The organism is Amycolatopsis speibonae, assembly GCF_042647925.1.
Classification (GTDB): domain Bacteria; phylum Actinomycetota; class Actinomycetes; order Mycobacteriales; family Pseudonocardiaceae; genus Amycolatopsis; species Amycolatopsis speibonae.
Window position 1 is genome coordinate 52095 of record NZ_JBHRWK010000092.1, and the last position, 19426, is coordinate 71520.

The 19426-nt window shown below is 71.8% G+C and carries 2 protein-coding genes; both read left to right on the plus strand.

Annotated features, from left to right (window positions below):
- Positions 1 to 12 precede the first annotated feature (12 nt).
- Positions 13 to 2352: a PQQ-dependent sugar dehydrogenase gene (locus ACFOSH_RS39055; RefSeq protein WP_378245942.1), complete on the plus strand. Its 2340-nt coding sequence runs from the start codon at positions 13 to 15 to the stop codon at positions 2350 to 2352.
- 275 nt (positions 2353 to 2627) lie between these two features.
- Positions 2628 to 19409 (plus strand): type I polyketide synthase, encoded by a 16782-nt coding sequence (locus ACFOSH_RS39060; RefSeq protein ID WP_449224208.1) that lies wholly within the window; start codon positions 2628 to 2630, stop codon positions 19407 to 19409.
- The last annotated feature ends 17 nt before the right edge of the window (positions 19410 to 19426 follow it).

Consider the following 19426-nt stretch of genomic DNA (forward strand, 5'->3'; position numbering starts at 1 on the left):
GTGATGCGAAAGATGACACGACGGCGATTGCGGCCGTCCGCGCTGCTGGTCGCGGCGCTGCTCGGGACCACGCTGGTCTCCGGCGTCGGCGGCCAGACCGCTCAGGCGGCGCCGCCGGTCCCGGCGCGCCAGCCCGACGAATCGGTGCTGCGCCCGGCCGAGGCCCAGCACGATCCTCCGAGCAAGCTGCCGCCGGGTTTCGCCCAGCAGACCGTTGTTTCGGGCCTCACCGAGCCGACCGCGGTGGCGTTCGCGCCGGACGGCAAGACCTTCATCGCGGAGAAATCGGGGATCATCCGGGTCCGGGATTCCGTCGATGCCACGACGGGCAAGGTCTTCGCCGATCTGCGGACCGAGGTGTTCGACGGCTGGGACCGCGGCCTGATCGGCTTGGCCGTGCACCCGAAGTTCCCGCAACAGCCCTACGTCTACGCGCTCTACACCTATGACGCGCCGCCGGGGGAGACCGCGCCGAAGTGGAACGACAAGTGCCCGTCGCCGCCGGGGTACACCGAGGACGGCTGCGTGGTGACCAACCGCATCGTCAAGCTGACGATGGGCGCCGACGGGATCTCCGGCGCGCCGGAGACGCTCGTCAGCGGCTGGTGCCAGCAGTACCCCAGCCACACCGCGGACACGATCGCCTTCGGTCCCGACGGCCTGCTGTACGCCAGCGCGGGTGAAGGCGCCAGCTTCAACTTCGTCGACTACGGCCAGCAGAAGAACCCGTGTGCCGACCCGCCGGGGGGCGCGGGCACCAACCTGACCATTCCCGACGCCCGTGGCGGTTCGCTGCGCTCGCAGTCACCGCGCCGCCCCGGGGGCGAGCCGATGGTGCTCAACGGCACCGTGATCCGCGTCGACCCGCTGACCGGCCAGGGCGTGCCCGGCAACCCGTACGCGTCGAGCACCGACGAGAACGCGCGCCGGATCGTGGCCTACGGCATGCGCAACCCGTTCCGGTTCACCCTGCGCCCGCAGACCGGTGAGGTCTGGCTCGGCGACGTCGGCGAGACACTGGCGGACGAGATCAACCGGTTCACCCCGGACCCGGCGAAGGCGCCCAACATGGGCTGGCCCTGCTTCGAGGGCAAGGACCCGCATCCCGGCTGGAAGGCCGCCGGGCTGAAGCTGTGCGAGTCCCTCTACGCGGAGGGCGGCGACCAGAAGCCGGTTCTGCAGTACGCCGGTGGTGCCAAGGTTTCGCCGGACGACACCTGCCCCAACACCAGCGGTGCCTCGCTGTCCGGGTTCGCTTTCGCCGACGGCCAGACCCTGCCGGAGCCCTACCGGAACTCGCTGTTCTTCAGCGACAGCACCCGCGGCTGCATCTGGGTGATGGGCAAGGACGCGCAGGGCGCACCGGATCCGGCCAAGGTGACCACCTTCGCCAGCGGCCTCGGGGTGCCGGTGCAGCTGGCGTTCGGACCCGGCGGCAGCCTGTACTACGTCTCGGTCGACACCGGTGAGCTGCGCCGGATCAGCTACGACAACGACCCGAACGTCGCGCCGCAGGCCGTGATCAAGGCCAAGCCGGCCGCCGGACGGTCGCCGCTGTTCGTGCGATTCGACGGCCGCGGCTCCACCGACCCCGAAGGCGCGCGTCTGCGGTACGAATGGGACCTGGACGGCGACGGCCAGTTCGACGACCGGACGGGGCCGACGGCGAGCTGGCTGTACCTGAAGAAGCAGTTCGTGCGCCCGGCGCTGAAGGTCACCGACCCCGGTGGCAAGAGTTCGACGGCCAAGGTCGACGTGGTGGTGGACAACGCCCCGCCGCCCGAGCCGGTCCCGGTGATCACCACGCCGGCTCCCACGCTCACCTGGCAGGTCGGCCAGCGGATCTCCTTCTCCGGTGGGGCTTCCGATGCCCAGGACGGCCCGTTGCCCGCCTCGGCGCTGGACTGGAAGCTGACCATGCGGCACTGCGCCGGGGACGGCCACTGCCACAGCCACGACATCGAGACGTTCGCGGGCACGGCCTCGGGTGAGTTCGCCGCGCCCGACCACCCCTACCCGTCGCACCTCGAGCTGACGCTCACCGCCACCGACTCCGACGGCAACGTCAGCACCAAGACCATCGAGCTGCAGCCGCAGACCGTGGACGTCACGTTCAAATCCGACCCGCCGGGCATCGGGGTCACCGTCGGCAACTACGGCGTGGTGACGGACTCGACGGTGAAGGTCATCGTCGGCACCGCGCTCTCGGTCAGCGCCGCCGGCAAGATCGAGATCCCGCCGTACGAGCTGGTGTTCGACAAGTGGGGCGACGGCGCCGGGGCGAGCCGCATCATCAAGGCACCCGAACAACCGGCGACCTACACCGTCTATTACCGGGTCTGTCCCTGTTAGCCGGATTCCGCGGTCAGTAGTTCCGTGAAGGCCTCCTTCCCTACCTTGAGAGTAGGGAAGGAGGCCTTCACTACACCGGCTCCACCGCGAGGTGCTAGGGGGCGCTTAGGGGTTGTCGGTCCTTCCTTGGCGCAAATATTCTCAGCGGGAATTCTGGGGAAACGTGCGTGTACGGGCAATTCTTTGTTTCGCGGATTCCCGCGGACGCGGTCAGGCTGCGGGGTATTCGCGCGGGCCGCGCGCGTGGGTGGTCCGTCGTGAAGAGGTGGTGTTGAGTGAGCAATGAGCAGAAGCTTCGGGACTACCTCAAACGTGTGACCGCGGAGCTGGCGCAAACGCGCCAGCGGCTGCAGTCGGCCGAAGAGGCGGAGAACGAGCCGATCGCGATCGTGGGCATCGGCTGCCGTTTCCCCGGCGAGGTGCGCTCCGCCGAGGACCTCTGGGAGCTGGTCCGCGCCGGTGGTGACGCGATCGGCCCCTTCCCCGCCGATCGAGGCTGGGATCTCGAGGCGCTCTACGACCCGGACCCCGACCGGCCGGGCACCGCCTACGTCCGCGAAGGCGGGTTCCTGCCCGGCGCCGCTGATTTCGACGCCGGGTTCTTCGGTATCTCGCCGCGTGAGGCGCTGGCGATGGACCCCCAGCAGCGGCTGCTGCTCGAGGTTTCCTGGGAGGTGCTCGAACACGCCGGGATCGTGCCCGCGTCACTGCGCGGCAGCCGGACCGGCGTCTTCTCCGGCGTCGCCTACTTCGACTACCTGAGCCGGTTCTCCGGCGCCGAACTCCCCGCCGACCTCGAGGGTTACGTCGGCAACGGCAACGTCGGCAGCATGGCCTCCGGCCGGATCGCCTACACCCTCGGCCTCGAAGGCCCCACCCTGACCGTGGACACCGCGTGCTCCTCGTCGCTGGTCACGCTGCACCTGGCGGTCCGTGCGCTGCGGGCGGGCGAATGCGATCTGGCACTGGCGGGCGGGGTCACCGTCATGCCCAGCCCGGCGACGTTCCAGGATTTCAGCCGCCAGCGCGGGCTCGCCACCGACGCGCGCTGCAAGGCGTTCGGTGAAGGCGCCGACGGCACCAGCATGAGTGAAGGCGTCGGCATGTTCCTGGTGGAACGGCTCTCCGACGCCAGGCGCAACGGGCACACCGTGCTCGCCGTGGTCCGCGGCACCGCGGTCAACTCCGACGGCGCCAGCAGCGGGCTCACCGCCCCCAACGGCCCTTCCCAGCAGCGGGTAATCCGCGCCGCGCTCGACAGCGCCGGTCTCGAACCGTCCGATGTGGACGCTGTCGAGGCACACGGCACGGGCACCTCCCTCGGCGACCCGATCGAGGCGCAGGCGCTGATCGCGGCGTACGGGCAGGAGCGGGCGGAACCGCTGTGGCTCGGCTCGGTGAAGTCCAACATCGGCCACACACAGGCGGCCGCCGGGGCCGCGGGCGTGATCAAGATGATCATGGCCATGCGGCACGGTGTGCTGCCGAAGACACTGCACGTCAGCGCGCCGACGTCCCGAGTGGACTGGACCGAGGGCGCGGTCTCGGTGCTGACCGAAGCCAGGCCTTGGCCGGAGACCGGGCAGCCCCGCCGCGCCGGTGTCTCGTCGTTCGGCATGAGCGGGACCAACGCCCACGTCGTGCTCGAACAGGCGCCGGAGGCCGAGCCCGCGGAGCTCTCGCCGAGCACCCCGGCGGTGGTTCCATGGGTGCTTTCGGCCAAAACGCCGGAGGCGCTGCGGGACCAGGCCGGACTGCTGAGGCAGGCCGTCGGCCCGTCGGCGGACGTCGCCGACGTGGCGTTCTCGCTGGCGACCACCCGGTCGTTCCTGGAACACCGAGCGGTCGTACTGGGCGAAGGCCACGACGACCTCCTCGCCGCGATCACGGCCCTGGCCGACGGGACGACGTCACCGGATGTGGTGACCGGTGTCGCGACGCGCGGCAAGACCGCGTTCCTGTTCGCTGGTCAGGGTTCTCAGCGTGCCGGTATGGGTGCGGAGCTGTATGCGGAGTTCCCTGTTTTCGCTGAGGCTTTTGATGCGGCGGCTGAGTTCCTGCCGCCGTTGGGTGATCTTGGCCGGACTGAGTTCGCGCAGCCTGCGTTGTTCGCGCTTGAGGTTGCGCTTTATCGGCTTGTCGAGTCGTGGGGTGTGCGTCCTGACTTCCTGTTGGGTCATTCGATCGGTGAGATCGCGGCTGCGCATGTGGCTGGGGTGTTCTCTCTGGAGGATGCGGGCAAGCTGGTGTCGGCTCGTGGTCGTTTGATGCAGGCGTTGCCCGAGGGTGGCGTGATGGTCGCGATCGAGGCGACGGAGGACGAGTTCGAGCCTGACGGTGATTTTGGGATCGCGGCGGTGAACGGTCCGAACTCGGTGGTGATCTCCGGGGTCGAGTCCGTGGTTGTCGGTCTTGCGGGGGAGTTCGCGGCCAGGGGTCGTAAGACGAAGCGGCTTGAGGTGAGTCATGCGTTCCATTCGCCGTTGATGGAGCCGATGCTCGCCGAGTTCGCTGAAGTCCTCACCGGGATCACGTTCAACGCACCGGTGATTCCCCTCGTGTCCACTGTGTCCGGTGGGCTGGCCGCAGACTTGGCGTCACCGCGGTATTGGCTGGATCACGTTCGTCAGGCGGTGCGTTTCGCCGACGGCGTACGAACGTTGGCCGCACAGGGCGTGACCCGGTTCGCCGAGATCGGACCCGACGGGGTGCTGAGCGGGCTGGCGCATGGTTGCCTTCCCGATACCGAGGCCCTGTTCGCGCCGTTCCTGCGGGCCGACCGGCCCGAGGTCCGCAGCGCGGCGGGCGCGCTGGCCGCATTGCACACCCGTGGCGTGCCGGTGAACTGGACCGCGCTGGTCAGCGGGCGCCGGATCGGGCTGCCCACCTATGCCTTCCAGCACGACCGGTACTGGTTCGACGCCCCGCCCGCGGCCGGGCGGTCCGCCGCGACCGGGCTCGGGCTCGCCGCGACCGAGCATCCGCTGCTCGGTGCCGTGATCGAACTCGCCGCAGGGGAGGAGACCGTCCTCACCGGACGCCTGTCGCTCGCCACCCATCCCTGGCTCGCCGGGCACGCGGTGCACGGGCGGGTACTGGTGCCCGGCACCGCGTTCGTGGAACTCGCCGTCCAGGCAGGCGACCGGGCGGGCTGCGACCAGGTCGACGAGCTGATCATCGAGGCACCGCTCTACCTGCCGGAGACCGGCGGCACCCGGCTGCAGGTGTCGATCGGCGGCCGGGACGAGCGCGGACGCCGCGAACTCGGCCTGTACTCCCAGCCCGAGGACGATCCGGACGCCGCATGGACCCGTCACGCGGCGGGCTTCCTCAGCTCCGGCCCCCGTCGGACTGCCGACACCCTCGCCGCCTGGCCTCCGCCGGACGCCGAGCCTGTCGAGCTCGGCGACTTCTACGCGGACGCCGCGCGCCAGGGATTCGCCTATGAGCCTCCGTTCCAGGGGCTGCGGGCCGTCTGGCGGCTTGGCGACGAGGTGTTCGCCGAGGTCGAACTGCCGTCCGAAGCCAAGGTTGACGCGGACCGGTTCGCGGTCCATCCGGCCCTGCTGGACGCCGCGCTGCACGCGCTCGCGTTCGGCGACCTGATCCCCGGTGGCACCGCGGGCAAACTCCCCTTCGCCTGGACCGATGTCGTGGTCCACGCGGTGGCCGCCGCCTCGCTGCGGGTCCGGCTGAGCCCGGCCGGGACCGACGCCGTCGCCGTGCTGGTCGCGGACGGAGCCGGCGAACCGGTCGCCGAGATCGGCTCTCTCACCCTGCGCCCGCTCGCCGTCGACGCGCCGTCCGACCGGTATCGCGACAGCCTGTTCCGGCTGGACTGGCACCCGATTCCCGCAGGGGACGCGCGGTCGTCCGTCGCCGTGTTCGGCGACGACTTCACCGGTTTCGCGGAACTGGCGGCCCGGGACGAGCTGCCCGGCTACGCGGTGGTCCCGTTCACCGCGACGACGGCGGACCTCGCCGGACAGGTCGGCCGGATGCTGCGGCTGGTCCAGGATTGGCTCGCCGAGGAAGCGCTGGGGGACACCCGGTTCGTTCTGCTCACCGGCAAGGCGGTGACCACCGGCGAGGACGCCGCGCCGGAGCCCGCCGCCGCGGCCGTCTGGGGACTGCTGCGGTCGGTCCGGGAGGAGAACCCCGGCCGGGTCGTGCAGATCGACGCGGACGACGGGCACGCGTCCGTCGTGGCCGCGTTGTCCTCCGGCGAACCCGAGGTGGCTGTCCGCGACGGGAAGTTGCTCGGCGCGAGGCTGGTCAGGGCCGAGCCGGTGGCCGTGCCGCCGCCCGGTCCGTGGCGGCTGGAGAGCCGCCGGAAGACCACCCTGGCCGAGCTCGCGCTGCTGCCCTGCCCCGAGGCCGCCGCGCCGCTGGCGCCGGGGGAGGTCCGGGTTTCGGTCCGCGCGGCGGGCCTGAACTTCCGTGACGTGCTCAACGCGCTCGGCATGTACCCCGGTGACGCCGGGCTCATCGGCGTCGAAGGCGCCGGGGTCGTCACCGAACTCGGCTCGGCGGTCACCGGGCTCGCGGTCGGCGACCGGGTGCTCGGGCTGCTGCCCGGCGGTTTCGGCCCGCTCGCGGTCACCGACGCCCGCACGGTCGTGCGCATGCCCGAGCACTGGAGCTTCACCGAAGCGGCTTCGGTCCCTGTCGTGTTCCTCACCGCCTTCTACGCGCTGCGGGACCTCGCCGGTCTGCGCGCGGGGGAGTCGCTGCTGGTGCACGCGGCGGCGGGCGGCGTCGGCATGGCCGCCGTGCAGCTGGCGCGGCACTGGGGCATCGAGGTCTTCGGCACCGCGAGCGCCGCCAAGCAGCCGGTTCTGCGGGGTCTCGGCCTCGACGACGACCACCTCGCCTCTTCCCGGGACCTCGAGTTCGCGGACAAGTTCCTCGCGACCACCGGCGGCCGCGGGGTGGACGTCGTCCTGAACGCGCTCGCGAACGAGTTCGTCGACGCGTCGCTGCGCCTGCAGCCGCGCGGTGGCCGGTTCCTGGAGATGGGCAAGACCGACGTCCGCGAACCCGAAGCGGTCGCCGCCGCGCACGAAGGCGTGCGGTACCAGGCATTCGACCTCGGCGACGCCGGTCCGCGGCGGATCGGCGAGATGCTGGAAGAGGTGCTGGCCCTGTTCGACGGGGGCGCGCTCGACTTCCTGCCGATCCGCACCTGGGACGTCCGCCGGGGCGCGGAGGCGTTCCGGTTCGTTTCCCAGGCCAAGCACATCGGCAAGGTCGTGCTCACGGTGCCGCGCCCGCTCGACGAGCAGGGCACCGTCCTGATCACCGGTGGCACCGGCACCCTCGGCGGGCTGGTCGCCCGGCATCTGGTCACCGAGCACGGCGTGCGGCGTCTGCTGCTGGTGAGCCGCACCGGCCGCGCCCCCGCGTTGGAAGCGGAGCTGACCGAGCTCGGCGCAAAAGTCCGGATCGCGGCGTGCGACGTCGCGGACGCCGACCAGCTGGGCGCGCTCCTGGCGGAGATCCCGGCCGGGCACCCGCTCACCGCCGTGGTCCACGCGGCGGGAGTCCTCGACGACGGGATCATCCCGTCGCTCGACGACGACAGGCTCACCGCGGTGCTGCGGCCCAAGGCGGACGCGGCCCTCGTGCTGCACCGGCTGACCCAGCACCTCGACCTCGCCGAATTCGTGCTCTTTTCCTCCGGTGCCGGGGTTTTCGGCAGCCCGGGGCAGGGCGCCTACGCGGCGGCCAACGCCTGCCTCGACGCGCTGGCCGAGCAGCGCCGCGCCACCGGCCTGCCCGCCGCTTCGCTGGCGTGGGGGCTGTGGGCGGAAGCCAGCGGGATGACCGCGGGACTCGGTGAGACCGACCGCGCCCGGCTGGAACGCGGCGGCAGCACGGCCCTGTCGAGCGAGCAGGGGCTCGCGTTGTTCGACGTCGGCCGCGGTGGTCCCCACGCGACGCTCGTGCCCGCGCCACTCGACATGGCCGCACTCCGTGCCGAGGCCCGCGCGGGCACGCTCCCGGTGCTGCTGCGCGGCCTGGTGTCCGCCGGTTTCCGGCGGACCGCCTCGGCCGCGGCGACGGCACAGGGCGGTGAACTCGTCCGGCGGCTGGCCGGACTGTCCGAAGTGGACCGTGAACAGGCGCTGGTGGACCTGGTCCGCGCCGAGGCCGCGGTGGTGCTCGCCCACCGTTCGGCCGACAGCGTCGACCCCGGGCGCGCGTTCAAGGAACTCGGTTTCGACTCGCTGACCGCGATCGAACTGCGCAACCGGCTCGGTGCCGCGACCGGGCTGAAGCTGCCGGCGACCCTGGTCTTCGACTATCCGGCGCCGATCGTGCTCGGCCGGTTCCTCGACGAGGAGTTGCGTGGCGGCGCCGCGGGAACCGCCGCACCGGCCCGCGCCACCGCCGGGGTGACCGACGAACCGATCGCCATCGTCGGCATGGCCTGCCGCCTGCCGGGCGGCATCGACGGGCCGGACGGGCTGTGGCGGCTGCTGGAGGACGGCGCCGACGCGATCGGTCCCATGCCCGCCGACCGCGGCTGGGACATCGACCGGCTCTACGACGCCGACCCGGACAAAGCAGGGACGATGTACACCGTCGACGGCGGCTTCGTGGCCGGCGCCGCCGACTTCGACCCCGCGTTTTTCGGGATTTCCCCGCGTGAAGCGCTCGCGATGGACCCGCAGCAGCGACTGTTGCTGGAGACTTCTTGGGAGGCGCTGGAAAGGGCGGGTGTCGACCCCCTGTCCTTGCGCGGTTCCGCCACCGGCGTGTTCGCCGGTGCGGGCGGGTCCGACTACGCGAACGTGCTGAAGAACGCGCCGGCGGAAACGGAGATGCACGTCCTCACCGGGACGGCGGGCGCGGTGGTCTCGGGCCGGATCGCCTACGTCCTGGGTCTGGAAGGCCCCGCGGTCACCGTCGACACCGCTTGCTCGTCCTCGCTGGTCGCGTTGCACTTGGCGGCCCAGTCGCTCCGGCAGGGCGAATGCGATCTCGCACTGGCCGGTGGCGTCACGGTGATGGCCACCCCGGCGACGTTCGTCGAATTCAGCCGTCAGCGCGGTCTCGCCGCCGACGGCCGGTGCAAGCCCTTCGCCGAGGGCGCGGACGGCACGGGCTGGGGCGAGGGCGCCGGAATGCTGCTGGTGGAACGGTTGTCGGACGCCCGGCGGCTCGGTCACCCCGTGCTCGCGGTGGTGCGGGGCAGCGCGGTGAATTCCGACGGCGCGTCGAACGGCTTGACCGCGCCGAACGGTCCTTCTCAGCAGCGTGTCATCCGGGCGGCGCTGGCGAGCGCCGGCCTTTCACCGTCCGATGTGGACGTTGTCGAGGCGCACGGCACGGGCACCGCGCTGGGCGACCCGATCGAGGCACAGGCGCTGCTGGCGACCTACGGCCAGGACCGGGAAGAGCCGTTGTGGCTGGGATCGGTGAAGTCGAACCTGGGGCACACCCAGGCCGCGGCCGGAGTCGCGGGCGTGATCAAGATGGTGCTGGCGATGCGGCACGGTGTCCTGCCGAAGTCGTTGCACGTGGACTCGCCCTCGTCGCAGGTCGACTGGTCGGCCGGGGCGGTGGAGCTGCTCACCGAGGCCAGGACCTGGCCGTCGGCCGGGCGTCCGCGACGGGCGGGGATCTCCTCGTTCGGGATCAGCGGGACCAACGCGCACACCATCATCGAACAGGCACCCGACGAGGCTCCGACCCGTCAGGCCGCCGCACCGTCGGTGCTGCCCTGGGTTCTCTCGGCGAAGACCGGTGACGCGCTGCGAGCGCAGGCAGGGCGTCTGCGCTCCTTTGTGGACTCTCCGGCGGACGTGGCCGATGTCGCGTTCTCACTGGCGACGACCCGGGCCTCGCTGGAGCACCGAGCGGTCTTGCTGGGCGAGGACAAGGGCGAATTGCTGCGGTCGCTGACCGCGCTGGCCGACGGCGAGTCTTCGGCCACCGTCGTGACCGGGACGCCCGTGCGGGGCAAGCTCGCGTTCCTGTTCAGCGGACAGGGCGCCCAGCGGGTGGCCATGGGACGGGAGCTGTACGCGGAGTTCCCGGTGTTCGCCGAGGCGTACGACGCCGCCTGCGCCCACTTGCCTTCGGGGCTGCGTGAGGTCGTGGCAGGCGACGCCGAAGCGTTGAACCGGACGGAGTTCTCCCAGCCCGCCCTGTTCGCGATCGAGGTCGCGCTGTACCGGCTGGCCGAGTCCTGGGGGCTCCGGGCCGACTTCCTGCTGGGGCATTCGATCGGCGAGGTCGCGGCGGCCCATGTGGCGGGCGTGTTTTCCTTGGCGGACGCGGGCAAACTGATCACCGCCCGCGGACGGCTGATGCAGGCGCTGCCCGACGGCGGGGCGATGGTGGCGATCGAAGCGACCGAGGACGAGTTCGAACCGGACGGCGAGTTCGGGGTCGCCGCGGTGAACGGTCCCGATTCTGTGGTCCTCTCGGGCGCCGAGGACGTGGTGAGCCGGATCGCTGCGGAGTTCGCGGCCAAGGGCCGCAAGACGAAGCGGCTCGCGGTCAGCCACGCGTTCCACTCGCCGTTGATGGAGCCCATGCTCGCCGGGTTCGCCGAAGTACTCGCCACCCTGACCTACCACGAACCGGCGATCCCGCTGGTGTCCACCGTGACGGGGGCCGTCGCCACCGGACTCGCCTCACCCGGGTACTGGCTGGAGCACGTCCGCGCCGCGGTGCGGTTCGCCGACGGCGTGGGGGAACTGGCCGCCCAGGGCGTGACCACCTTCGTCGAACTGGGCCCCGACGGCGTGTTGAGCGGACTCGCCCAGCGGGCCCTGCCCGACACGGAAAGCCTGTTCGTGCCGGTGCTGCGCGCGGACCGGCCCGAAGTGCGTTCGGCGCTGGGCATGGTGGGCGCGGTGCACACCCGCGGGATCGCGGTGGACTGGACCGCGCTGCTCACCGGCAACCGGGTCGAGCTGCCCACCTACGCCTTCCAGCACGAGCACTTCTGGCCGAAGGGCATGGGCGGGCACGGCGATCTCACGGCGGCCGGGCTCGGCAGCGCCGACCATCCGCTGCTCGGGGCGGCGGTGGAGGTCGCGGACGGCGAACTGGTTCTCACCGGACGCCTCGCGCTGGCCACCCACGGCTGGCTGGCCGACCACGTCGTCCAAGACAGGGTGCTCCTGCCGGGGACCGCGTTCGTCGAACTGGCGCTGCAGGCCGGGAAACGGACCGGATACGACCGCCTCGCCGAACTCACGTTGTCGGCGCCGCTCGTCCTGCCGGAGACCGGCGGAATACGGCTCCAGGTGGTCCTGCGCCCGGCCGACGAAGGGGCGGGCCGGGAAATCGCGATCTACTCCCGTCGCGACTCCGACGGGGAGGAGTGGACTCAGCACGCCATCGGCACGCTGGTCGCCGAGCCGCCGACAGGGCAGCCGGGCGCGCTGACCGAATGGCCGCCGCCCGGCGCGGTACCGGCCGGACTCGGTGAGTTCTACGAAAGTTTCGGCGAGGGCTTCCGCTACGGCCCGGCCTTCCGTGGCCTGCGTGCCGTGTGGACGCTCGGGGACGACGTCTACACCGAGGTCGAGCTGCCGTCGGAAGAGCATTCCGAGGCGGCCCGGTGCGGTCTGCACCCCGCGCTGCTCGACGCCGCGTTGCACGGCATCGGGTTCGGCGGGTTCGTCTCCGACGCGAGTGCGGGTTTCCTGCCGTTCGTGTGGAGTGACGTGGCGCTGCACGCCACCTCGGCCACGGCCGTGCGGGTCAAGCTCAGCCCGGCCGGGCCGGACGCGGTGTCGGTGCTGGTCGCCGATGCCGAAGGGGTACCGGTCGCCGAGATCGGCTCGCTGGCCCTGCGCGCGGTGACCGCGGATTCGATACGGGACTCGGCGATCCCGGCGGACACCCTGTGGACGGTCGACTGGGTCGCGCTCCCGGCCGGACCTGCCGTGGACACCGAGGCGACGGTGCTCGCGAACCTCTCCGAGCTGAACGGCGAAGTGCCCCCGATCGTGGTGGTCGACTGTGCGGCCGACGGCGCGGCCGCGGGTGAACTGACTTCGTCGACGCTCGCACTCGTCCAAGAGTGGTTGCGCGACAAGGCTTTCGATGACTCGCTGCTGGTGATCCGCACGCGCGGCGCGGTCGCGACGAGTGCGGGCGAGGACGCCTCTGACCTCCCCGCCGCCGCGGTCCACGGCCTGCTGCGCAGTGTCCAGTCCGAGCATCCCGGCCGCGTGCTGGTGGTGGACGTCGACGAAGACCCGCGGTCCCTCGGGCTGGCACTGTCGCTCACCGGTGAGCCGGAGATCGCGGTGCGGGGCGGTGAGCTTTTCGTGCCACGCCTTGCCCGCGTCTCCCGGACCGCCGAGCTGGCGGCGCCCGCGGACGGGCCCTGGCGCCTCGACAGCGTCGGCAAGGGCACGCTGGGGAACCTCAGCCTGCTGCCTTGGCCTGCCGCGCGGGAACCGTTGGGCGAGCTCGAAGTGCGCGTCGCCATGCGGGCCGCGGGGGTGAACTTCCGTGACGTGCTGAACGCGCTGGGCATGTATCCCGGCGACGCCGGTCTGATGGGCATGGAAGGCGCCGGGGTGGTGCTGGAGGTCGGTGCGAAGGTCACCGGACTGGCGCCGGGCGACAGGGTGCTCGGCCTGATCTCGGCGTCCTTCGGCCCGGTGGCGGTGGCCGACTCCCGGATGTTGGCGCGGATCCCACGCGAGTGGTCCTTTGTGGACGCAGCTTCGGTGCCGCTGGTCTTCCTCACGGCGTTCTACGCTCTGCGTGATCTGGCCGAGGTCGAGTCGGGGGACGCGGTGCTGGTGCACGCGGCTGCCGGCGGCGTGGGCATGGCCGCGGTGCAACTGGCCCGGCATTGGGGTGCCGAGGTTTTCGCGACGGCGAGTGCTGCCAAGTGGGACGCGGTTCGCGCGCTGGGCGTGGCCGATGACCATCTGGCATCGTCGCGGGACACTGGCTTCGAGGCGAGTTTCCTGGCTGCGTCTGATGGTCGTGGTGTGGATGTGGTGCTCGACGCGTTGGCTGGCGAGTTCGTCGACGCGTCGCTGCGGTTGTTGCCGCGCGGCGGCCGCTTCGTGGAGATGGGCAAGACGGATGTCCGTGAGCCGGGCGAGGTCGCTGTCGAGTTCCCCGGTGTTGTCTATCGGGCGTTTGATCTGATCGAGGCCGGTCCGGTGCGGATCGGTGAGATGTTGACCGAGCTGGTCGGGTTGTTCGAGGCTGGCGCGTTGTCGCCGTTGCCTTCTCGGGTGTGGGATGTGCGGCAGGCGCCGGAGGCGTTCCGGTTCATGTCGCAGGCGAAGCATGTGGGCAAGGTCGTGCTCAGTGTGCCGCAGCCGCTTGATCCGGCGGGGACGGTGTTGATCACCGGTGGTACCGGGAATCTGGGTGCGCTCGTGGCTCGGCACTTGGTTGGTCAGGGTGCGCGGAAGTTGTTGCTGGTGAGTCGTCGTGGTGTGGCGGCTCCTGGTGCGGACGAGTTGGTCGATGAGCTGACCGGTTTGGGTGCCGAGGTGTCGGTGGTCGCGTGTGACGTGGCGGATCGTGACGCGTTGGCCGAGGTCCTGTCCACTGTGGACTTGACGGCGGTGGTGCACACCGCCGGTGTGCTGGACGACGGTGTGGTGGAGTCGTTGACTGCCGACCGTGTCGCCGGGGTGTTGCGTCCGAAGGCGGACGCGGCATGGAATCTTCACGAGTTGACGAAAGACAGCGATCTGGCCGAGTTCGTGGTGTTCTCGTCGGCATCGGGGGTGTTCGGCAACTCGGGTCAGGCGAACTACTCGGCGGCGAATGTCTTCCTGGATGCTCTGGCCGCTCACCGCCGGGCACACGGTTTGCCGGGGTTGTCGTTGGCGTGGGGCCTGTGGGAGCAGGAAAACGGCGGCATGGGGGCGACCCTCGGTGTCGCCGACCGCGCCCGCACCGCCCGGTCCGGCAGCGCCGCGATCCGTCCGGAACAGGGGCTGGCACTGTTCGACGCCGCCCGTGCGCGAGCCGCGTCACTGCTGGTCCCCGCACCGCTCGACCCGGCCTCCCTGCGGGACACGGCCGTACCGGCACTGCTCCGGGGACTCGCCCGGCCGTCCGCCCGGCGCGCGGCCTCGGGCAAGGTGGGCGACGGTGGTTCCCTGACGCACGAGCTTTCCGGGCTCTCCCCGGCGGAGCAGGACAAGCGGCTCACCGACCTCGTGCGGGCCAACGCGGCGATCGTGCTCGGGTATGCCTCGGCGGACCGCATCGAACCGTTGCAGGCGTTCAAGGACCTCGGTTTCGACTCACTGACCTCGGTCGAACTGCGCAACCGGCTGGCTTCCGCGATCGGCGCGAAACTGCCGGCCACGCTGATCTTCGACTACCCCAGCCCGGCGGTGCTCGGGACGTACCTGCGCACCGAACTGCTCGGCGCGCAGCCCGCCCCCGCTGCCGCCGCACCGGTGCGGCGGCAGGCGGTCACGGACGACCCGATCGTCATCGTCGGCATGGCCTGCCGTTTCCCCGGCGGGGCGAACTCGCCGGAGGAGTTCTGGGACCTGCTGCTCCAGGGCCGCGACGCGATTTCGGAGTTCCCGGCCGACCGCGGCTGGGACGCCAAGGCGCTGTACCACCCGGACCCCGCCCACGAGGGCACGACCTACACCGTCGAAGGCGGGTTCCTGCACGACGCCACGGAGTTCGATTCCGGCTTCTTCGGCATCTCGCCCCGCGAGGCGCTGGCGATGGACCCCCAGCAGCGGCTGCTGCTGGAGATCGCGTGGGAGGCCTTCGAACGCGCCGGACTGGACGCCACCGCCCTGCGCGGCACCGCCACCGGCGTCTTCGCCGGGACGATGGGCCAGGACTACGCCAGCGTCCTGCAGAACGCGTCGGCGGAGACCGAGGCACACGCGCTGACCGGCAACGCGGCGTCCATCGTGTCCGGTCGCATCGCCTACACCCTCGGGCTGGAAGGCCCCGCCGTCACCGTGGACACCGCGTGCTCGTCTTCGCTGGTGGCCTTGCATCTGGCCATGCAGTCCCTCCGCACCGGCGAATGCGATTTGGCGTTGGCCGGTGGCGTGACCGTGATGGCCACCCCCGCGGCCTTCATCGACTTCAGCCGCCAGCGCGGGCTGGCCGCGAACGGGCGCTGCAAGCCGTTCTCGGCCGACGCCGACGGCACGAGCTGGGGCGAAGGTGCCGGAATGCTGGTCGTCGAGCGGCTTTCCGACGCCCGGCGGCACGGACACTCCGTACTCGCGATCGTGCGCGGCAGCGCGGTCAACTCCGACGGCGCGTCCAACGGGCTGACCGCGCCCAACGGTCCCTCGCAGCAGCGGGTGATCAAGGCGGCGCTGGCCGGGGCCGGCCTCGCACCGTCCGATGTGGACGTCGTGGAGGCACACGGCACCGGGACCTCGCTGGGCGACCCGATCGAGGCGCAGGCCCTGCTGGCCGCCTACGGGCAGGACCGCGAACGGCCGCTGTGGCTGGGTTCGGTCAAGTCGAACCTCGGGCACACCCAGGCCGCGGCGGGCGTCGCGGGCATCATCAAGATGGTCATGGCGATGCGGCACGGGGTGCTGCCGAAGACACTGCACGCGGACCAGGCGTCACCGCATGTGGACTGGTCGGCGGGCGCGGTGGAACTGCTCACCGAAGCCCAGCCGTGGACCCGGAACGGGACCCCGCGCCGGGCGGCGGTCTCCTCGTTCGGGATCAGCGGGACCAACGCGCACACCGTCCTCGAAGAAGCACCGGAAGCGCCGCCCGCCGCGGTGACGGCGGACCGGCCGCTGGTGCCGTGGGTGCTCTCGGCCAAGTCGGTGCCCGCGCTGCGGGCCCAGGCGGGCAGGCTCCGGGCCCGTGTCCTCACCGGCACGGCCCCGAACGCGGTCGACCTAGGCTGGTCGCTCGCCGCTTCCCGCGCCGCTCACGAACACCGCGCGGTGGTGCTCGCCGAGGACCCCGCGAGCGCGGCCGCCGGACTCGGCGCGGTGGCGGCGGGGGAAGCACTGGCAGGCGTGGTGGAAGGGACCGCGAGCACCGGCAAGCTGGCCTTCCTCTTCACCGGCCAGGGTGCTCAGCGTCAGGGAATGGGCTCGCAGCTGTACCGCGAGTTCCCGGTGTTCACCGAAGCCTTCGACGCCGTCTGTGCGGAACTCGACCCGAAGCTCGGCCGGTCGCTGCGGTCGGTGCTCGAAGCCGAACCGGATCTGCTCGACCAGACCTGCTTCACCCAGGCGGCGCTGTTCGCGGTCGAGGTCGCGTTGTTCCGGCTGGTCGAGTCCTGGGGCGTCCGCCCGGACTTCCTGCTGGGGCACTCCATCGGGGAGATCGCCGCCGCGCACGTCGCCGGCGTGTTTTCGCTCGCGGACGCCGCCACGCTCGTCGCGGCTCGCGGGTCGCTGATGCAGGCACTGCCGTCCGGTGGCGCGATGATGGCCGTCGAGGCCACCGAGGACGAAGTGCTGGTGCAGCTGAAAGCCGTAGCGGACGCGGTGGACGTCGCCGCGGTCAACGGGCCGCGTTCGGTGGTGATCTCCGGTGCCGAAGCCGCGGTGCTCGCGGTGGCGGACGGCTTCACCGCGCAAGGCCGCCGGACCAAGCGGCTGGCCGTCAGCCACGCGTTCCACTCGGCTTTGATGGAGCCGATGCTCGCGGAGTTCGCCGAGGTCCTCGGCGGGCTGACCTTCGCGGAACCGCGGATCCCGATCGTTTCGAACGTGACCGGTGAGCTCGCCACGGGCCTGTCAGAGCCCGCGTACTGGACCGCGCACGTCCGCCAGGCCGTCCGGTTCGTCGACGGCGTCAGCCTTCTCGCCGGTGCCGGGGTGACGACCTGGCTGGAGCTCGGGCCGGACGGGGTGCTTTCCGCGATGGCCCGTGAGTGCCTGCCGGAGCAGGGGACCGAGGCCGCTTTCGCCTCGGTGCTGCGCGGCGAGCGTGACGAGTCGCGCGCGGCGCTCGGTGCGCTGGGAAAGGTGTGGGCGAGCGGCGGGGAGGTCGACTGGGCCGCGTACTTCGGCCCGGCCAACCGGGTCGACTTGCCGACCTACGCCTTCCAGCGGCAGCGTTACTGGCTCGACGCCCCGGCCACCACTCCGCAGGAACAATCGTCCGAAGTGGACAGCCGGTTCTGGGCGGCGGTGGAACGCCAAGACCTCGGCTCCTTGGCGGAAGGCCTCGACGTGGACCAGCCGCTCAGCGCGGTGCTCCCGGCGATGGCGGCGTGGCGGCGACAGCAGCGCGACGAGTCCGTTGTGGACGGACTGCGGTATCGCGTGAGCTGGCAACGGCTGCCCGAACGGCGGGCAGGGGGAGTCGCCGGTTCCTGGCTGCTGCTGGTGCCCGCCGACGGCCACCCGGCCGCCGAAGCGGTGAGCCGGGCACTCGGCGCCGAGGTCCGGACCCTTCCGCTGCCGTCGGACCCCGGCCACTGGGGAAGCGAGTACACCGGTGTCGCCGCCTTGCTGCCCGCGGGCGCGCACGCGGCGACGGAAGCCCTCGCCCTGATCCAAGCGCTCGGCACGGCCGGGCTCGACGCGCCGCTGTGGCTGCTCACCCAGGGAGCGGTGACCACCGGCGGCGGCGACAGGCTCGCCGACCCCGCGCAGGCACAGGCCTGGGGCCTTGGCCGCGTGGCCGGGCTGGAGCTGCCCGACAGGTGGGGTGGTCTCGTCGACCTTCCTGCCGACTGTGACGACCGTGCCGCCGAGCGGGTACTCGACGTGCTCGCCGGGGACGAAGACCAGGTGGCCGTGCGGTCCACCGGGACGTTCGCCCGGCGGCTCGTCCGGTCCGTGAAACCGGCGGGAGCCACGGCTTGGCGGCCGTCGGGCACGGTCCTGATCACCGGTGGCACCGGCGCGCTGGGCGCGCGGGTGGCTCGATGGGCGGCGCGCAACGGCGTCGGCCACCTGGTGCTGACCAGCAGGCGGGGCGCCGACGCGCCCGGTGCCGGGGACCTCGCCGAGGAACTGCGCGGACTCGGCGCCGAGGTCACGGTCGCCGCCTGCGACGTGGCCGACCGCGACGCCGTCGCCGCCCTGCTCCAGAGCCTGCCCGCCGGGCCGGATTCGGTGGTGCACGCGGCCGGGGTGTCCCGTTCGGCGCCGCTGGGCGAGACCTCGGCGGCCGAATTCGCCGAGGTACTCGAAGGCAAGGTCGCCGGTGCGGTCCACCTGCACGAACTCACCCGCGACCGGGACCTCGACGCGTTCGTCGTGTTCTCCTCCATCGCCGGGATCTGGGGCAGCGCCGGGCAAAGCGGCTACTCGGCCGCCAACGCCGCGCTCGACGCGGTGATCGAGCAGCGACGCGCCGACGGGCTTCCGGGGACCGCGATCGCGTGGGGCCCCTGGGCCGAAGGGGGCATGGCCGACGGCGAGGGCGGTGAACAGCTGCGGCGGCTCGGGCTGGCGGGGCTGGCGCCCGAACGGGCGCTCCTCGCGCTGGCCGGGGCGGTCGGCGCCGGGGACGCCGCGGTGACCATCGCCGACGTCGACTGGTCACGATTCCTGCCGGTGTTCACCTCGGCCCGGCCTGCCCGGCTGTTCGACACGCTGCCGGAGGCCGCCACCGGACCGGCCGCGGTCGCGGAGCCGGGGCGGCGGGACGAGCTGGCCGGGATGAGCCCGGCCGAACTCCGGCGCACCCTGCTCGACCTGGTCTGCGCCGAGACCGCGGCGGTGCTCCAGCTGCCGGGCGGCGGCGACATCGGTCCCGCGCGTCCGTTCCGCGACCTCGGGCTGGACTCGGTCACCGCGGTGGAGCTGCGGGACAGGCTCGCCGCCGCGGCCGGGGTCCCGTTGCCGGCCAGCACCGTGTTCGACCACCCGAGCCCGGACGCGCTCGTCGCGCACCTGGCCGCGGAGATAGCCGGGGACGAGGACGAGTCCGACGAGGACGGGCGGCTTCGCCGTGCGCTGGCCCTGATCTCGCCGGCCGCGCTGCGGGAAGCCGGGCTCAGTGGCACGTTGCTGCGGCTGGCCGGGCTGGCGGACCCGGATTCGCCGGACCAGTCGGGGGACGGGGATCTCCTCGACTCGATGGATCTCGACAACCTGGTGAAGATCGCGCTCGACGGCAATTCCTGATTGACACAGCCAGATGG

Coding starts and splice junctions, on each gene's coding strand:
- ACFOSH_RS39055 (WP_378245942.1), top strand. CDS start 13: ATGACACGACGGCGATTGCGGCCGTCCGCGCTGCTGGTCGCGGCGCTG.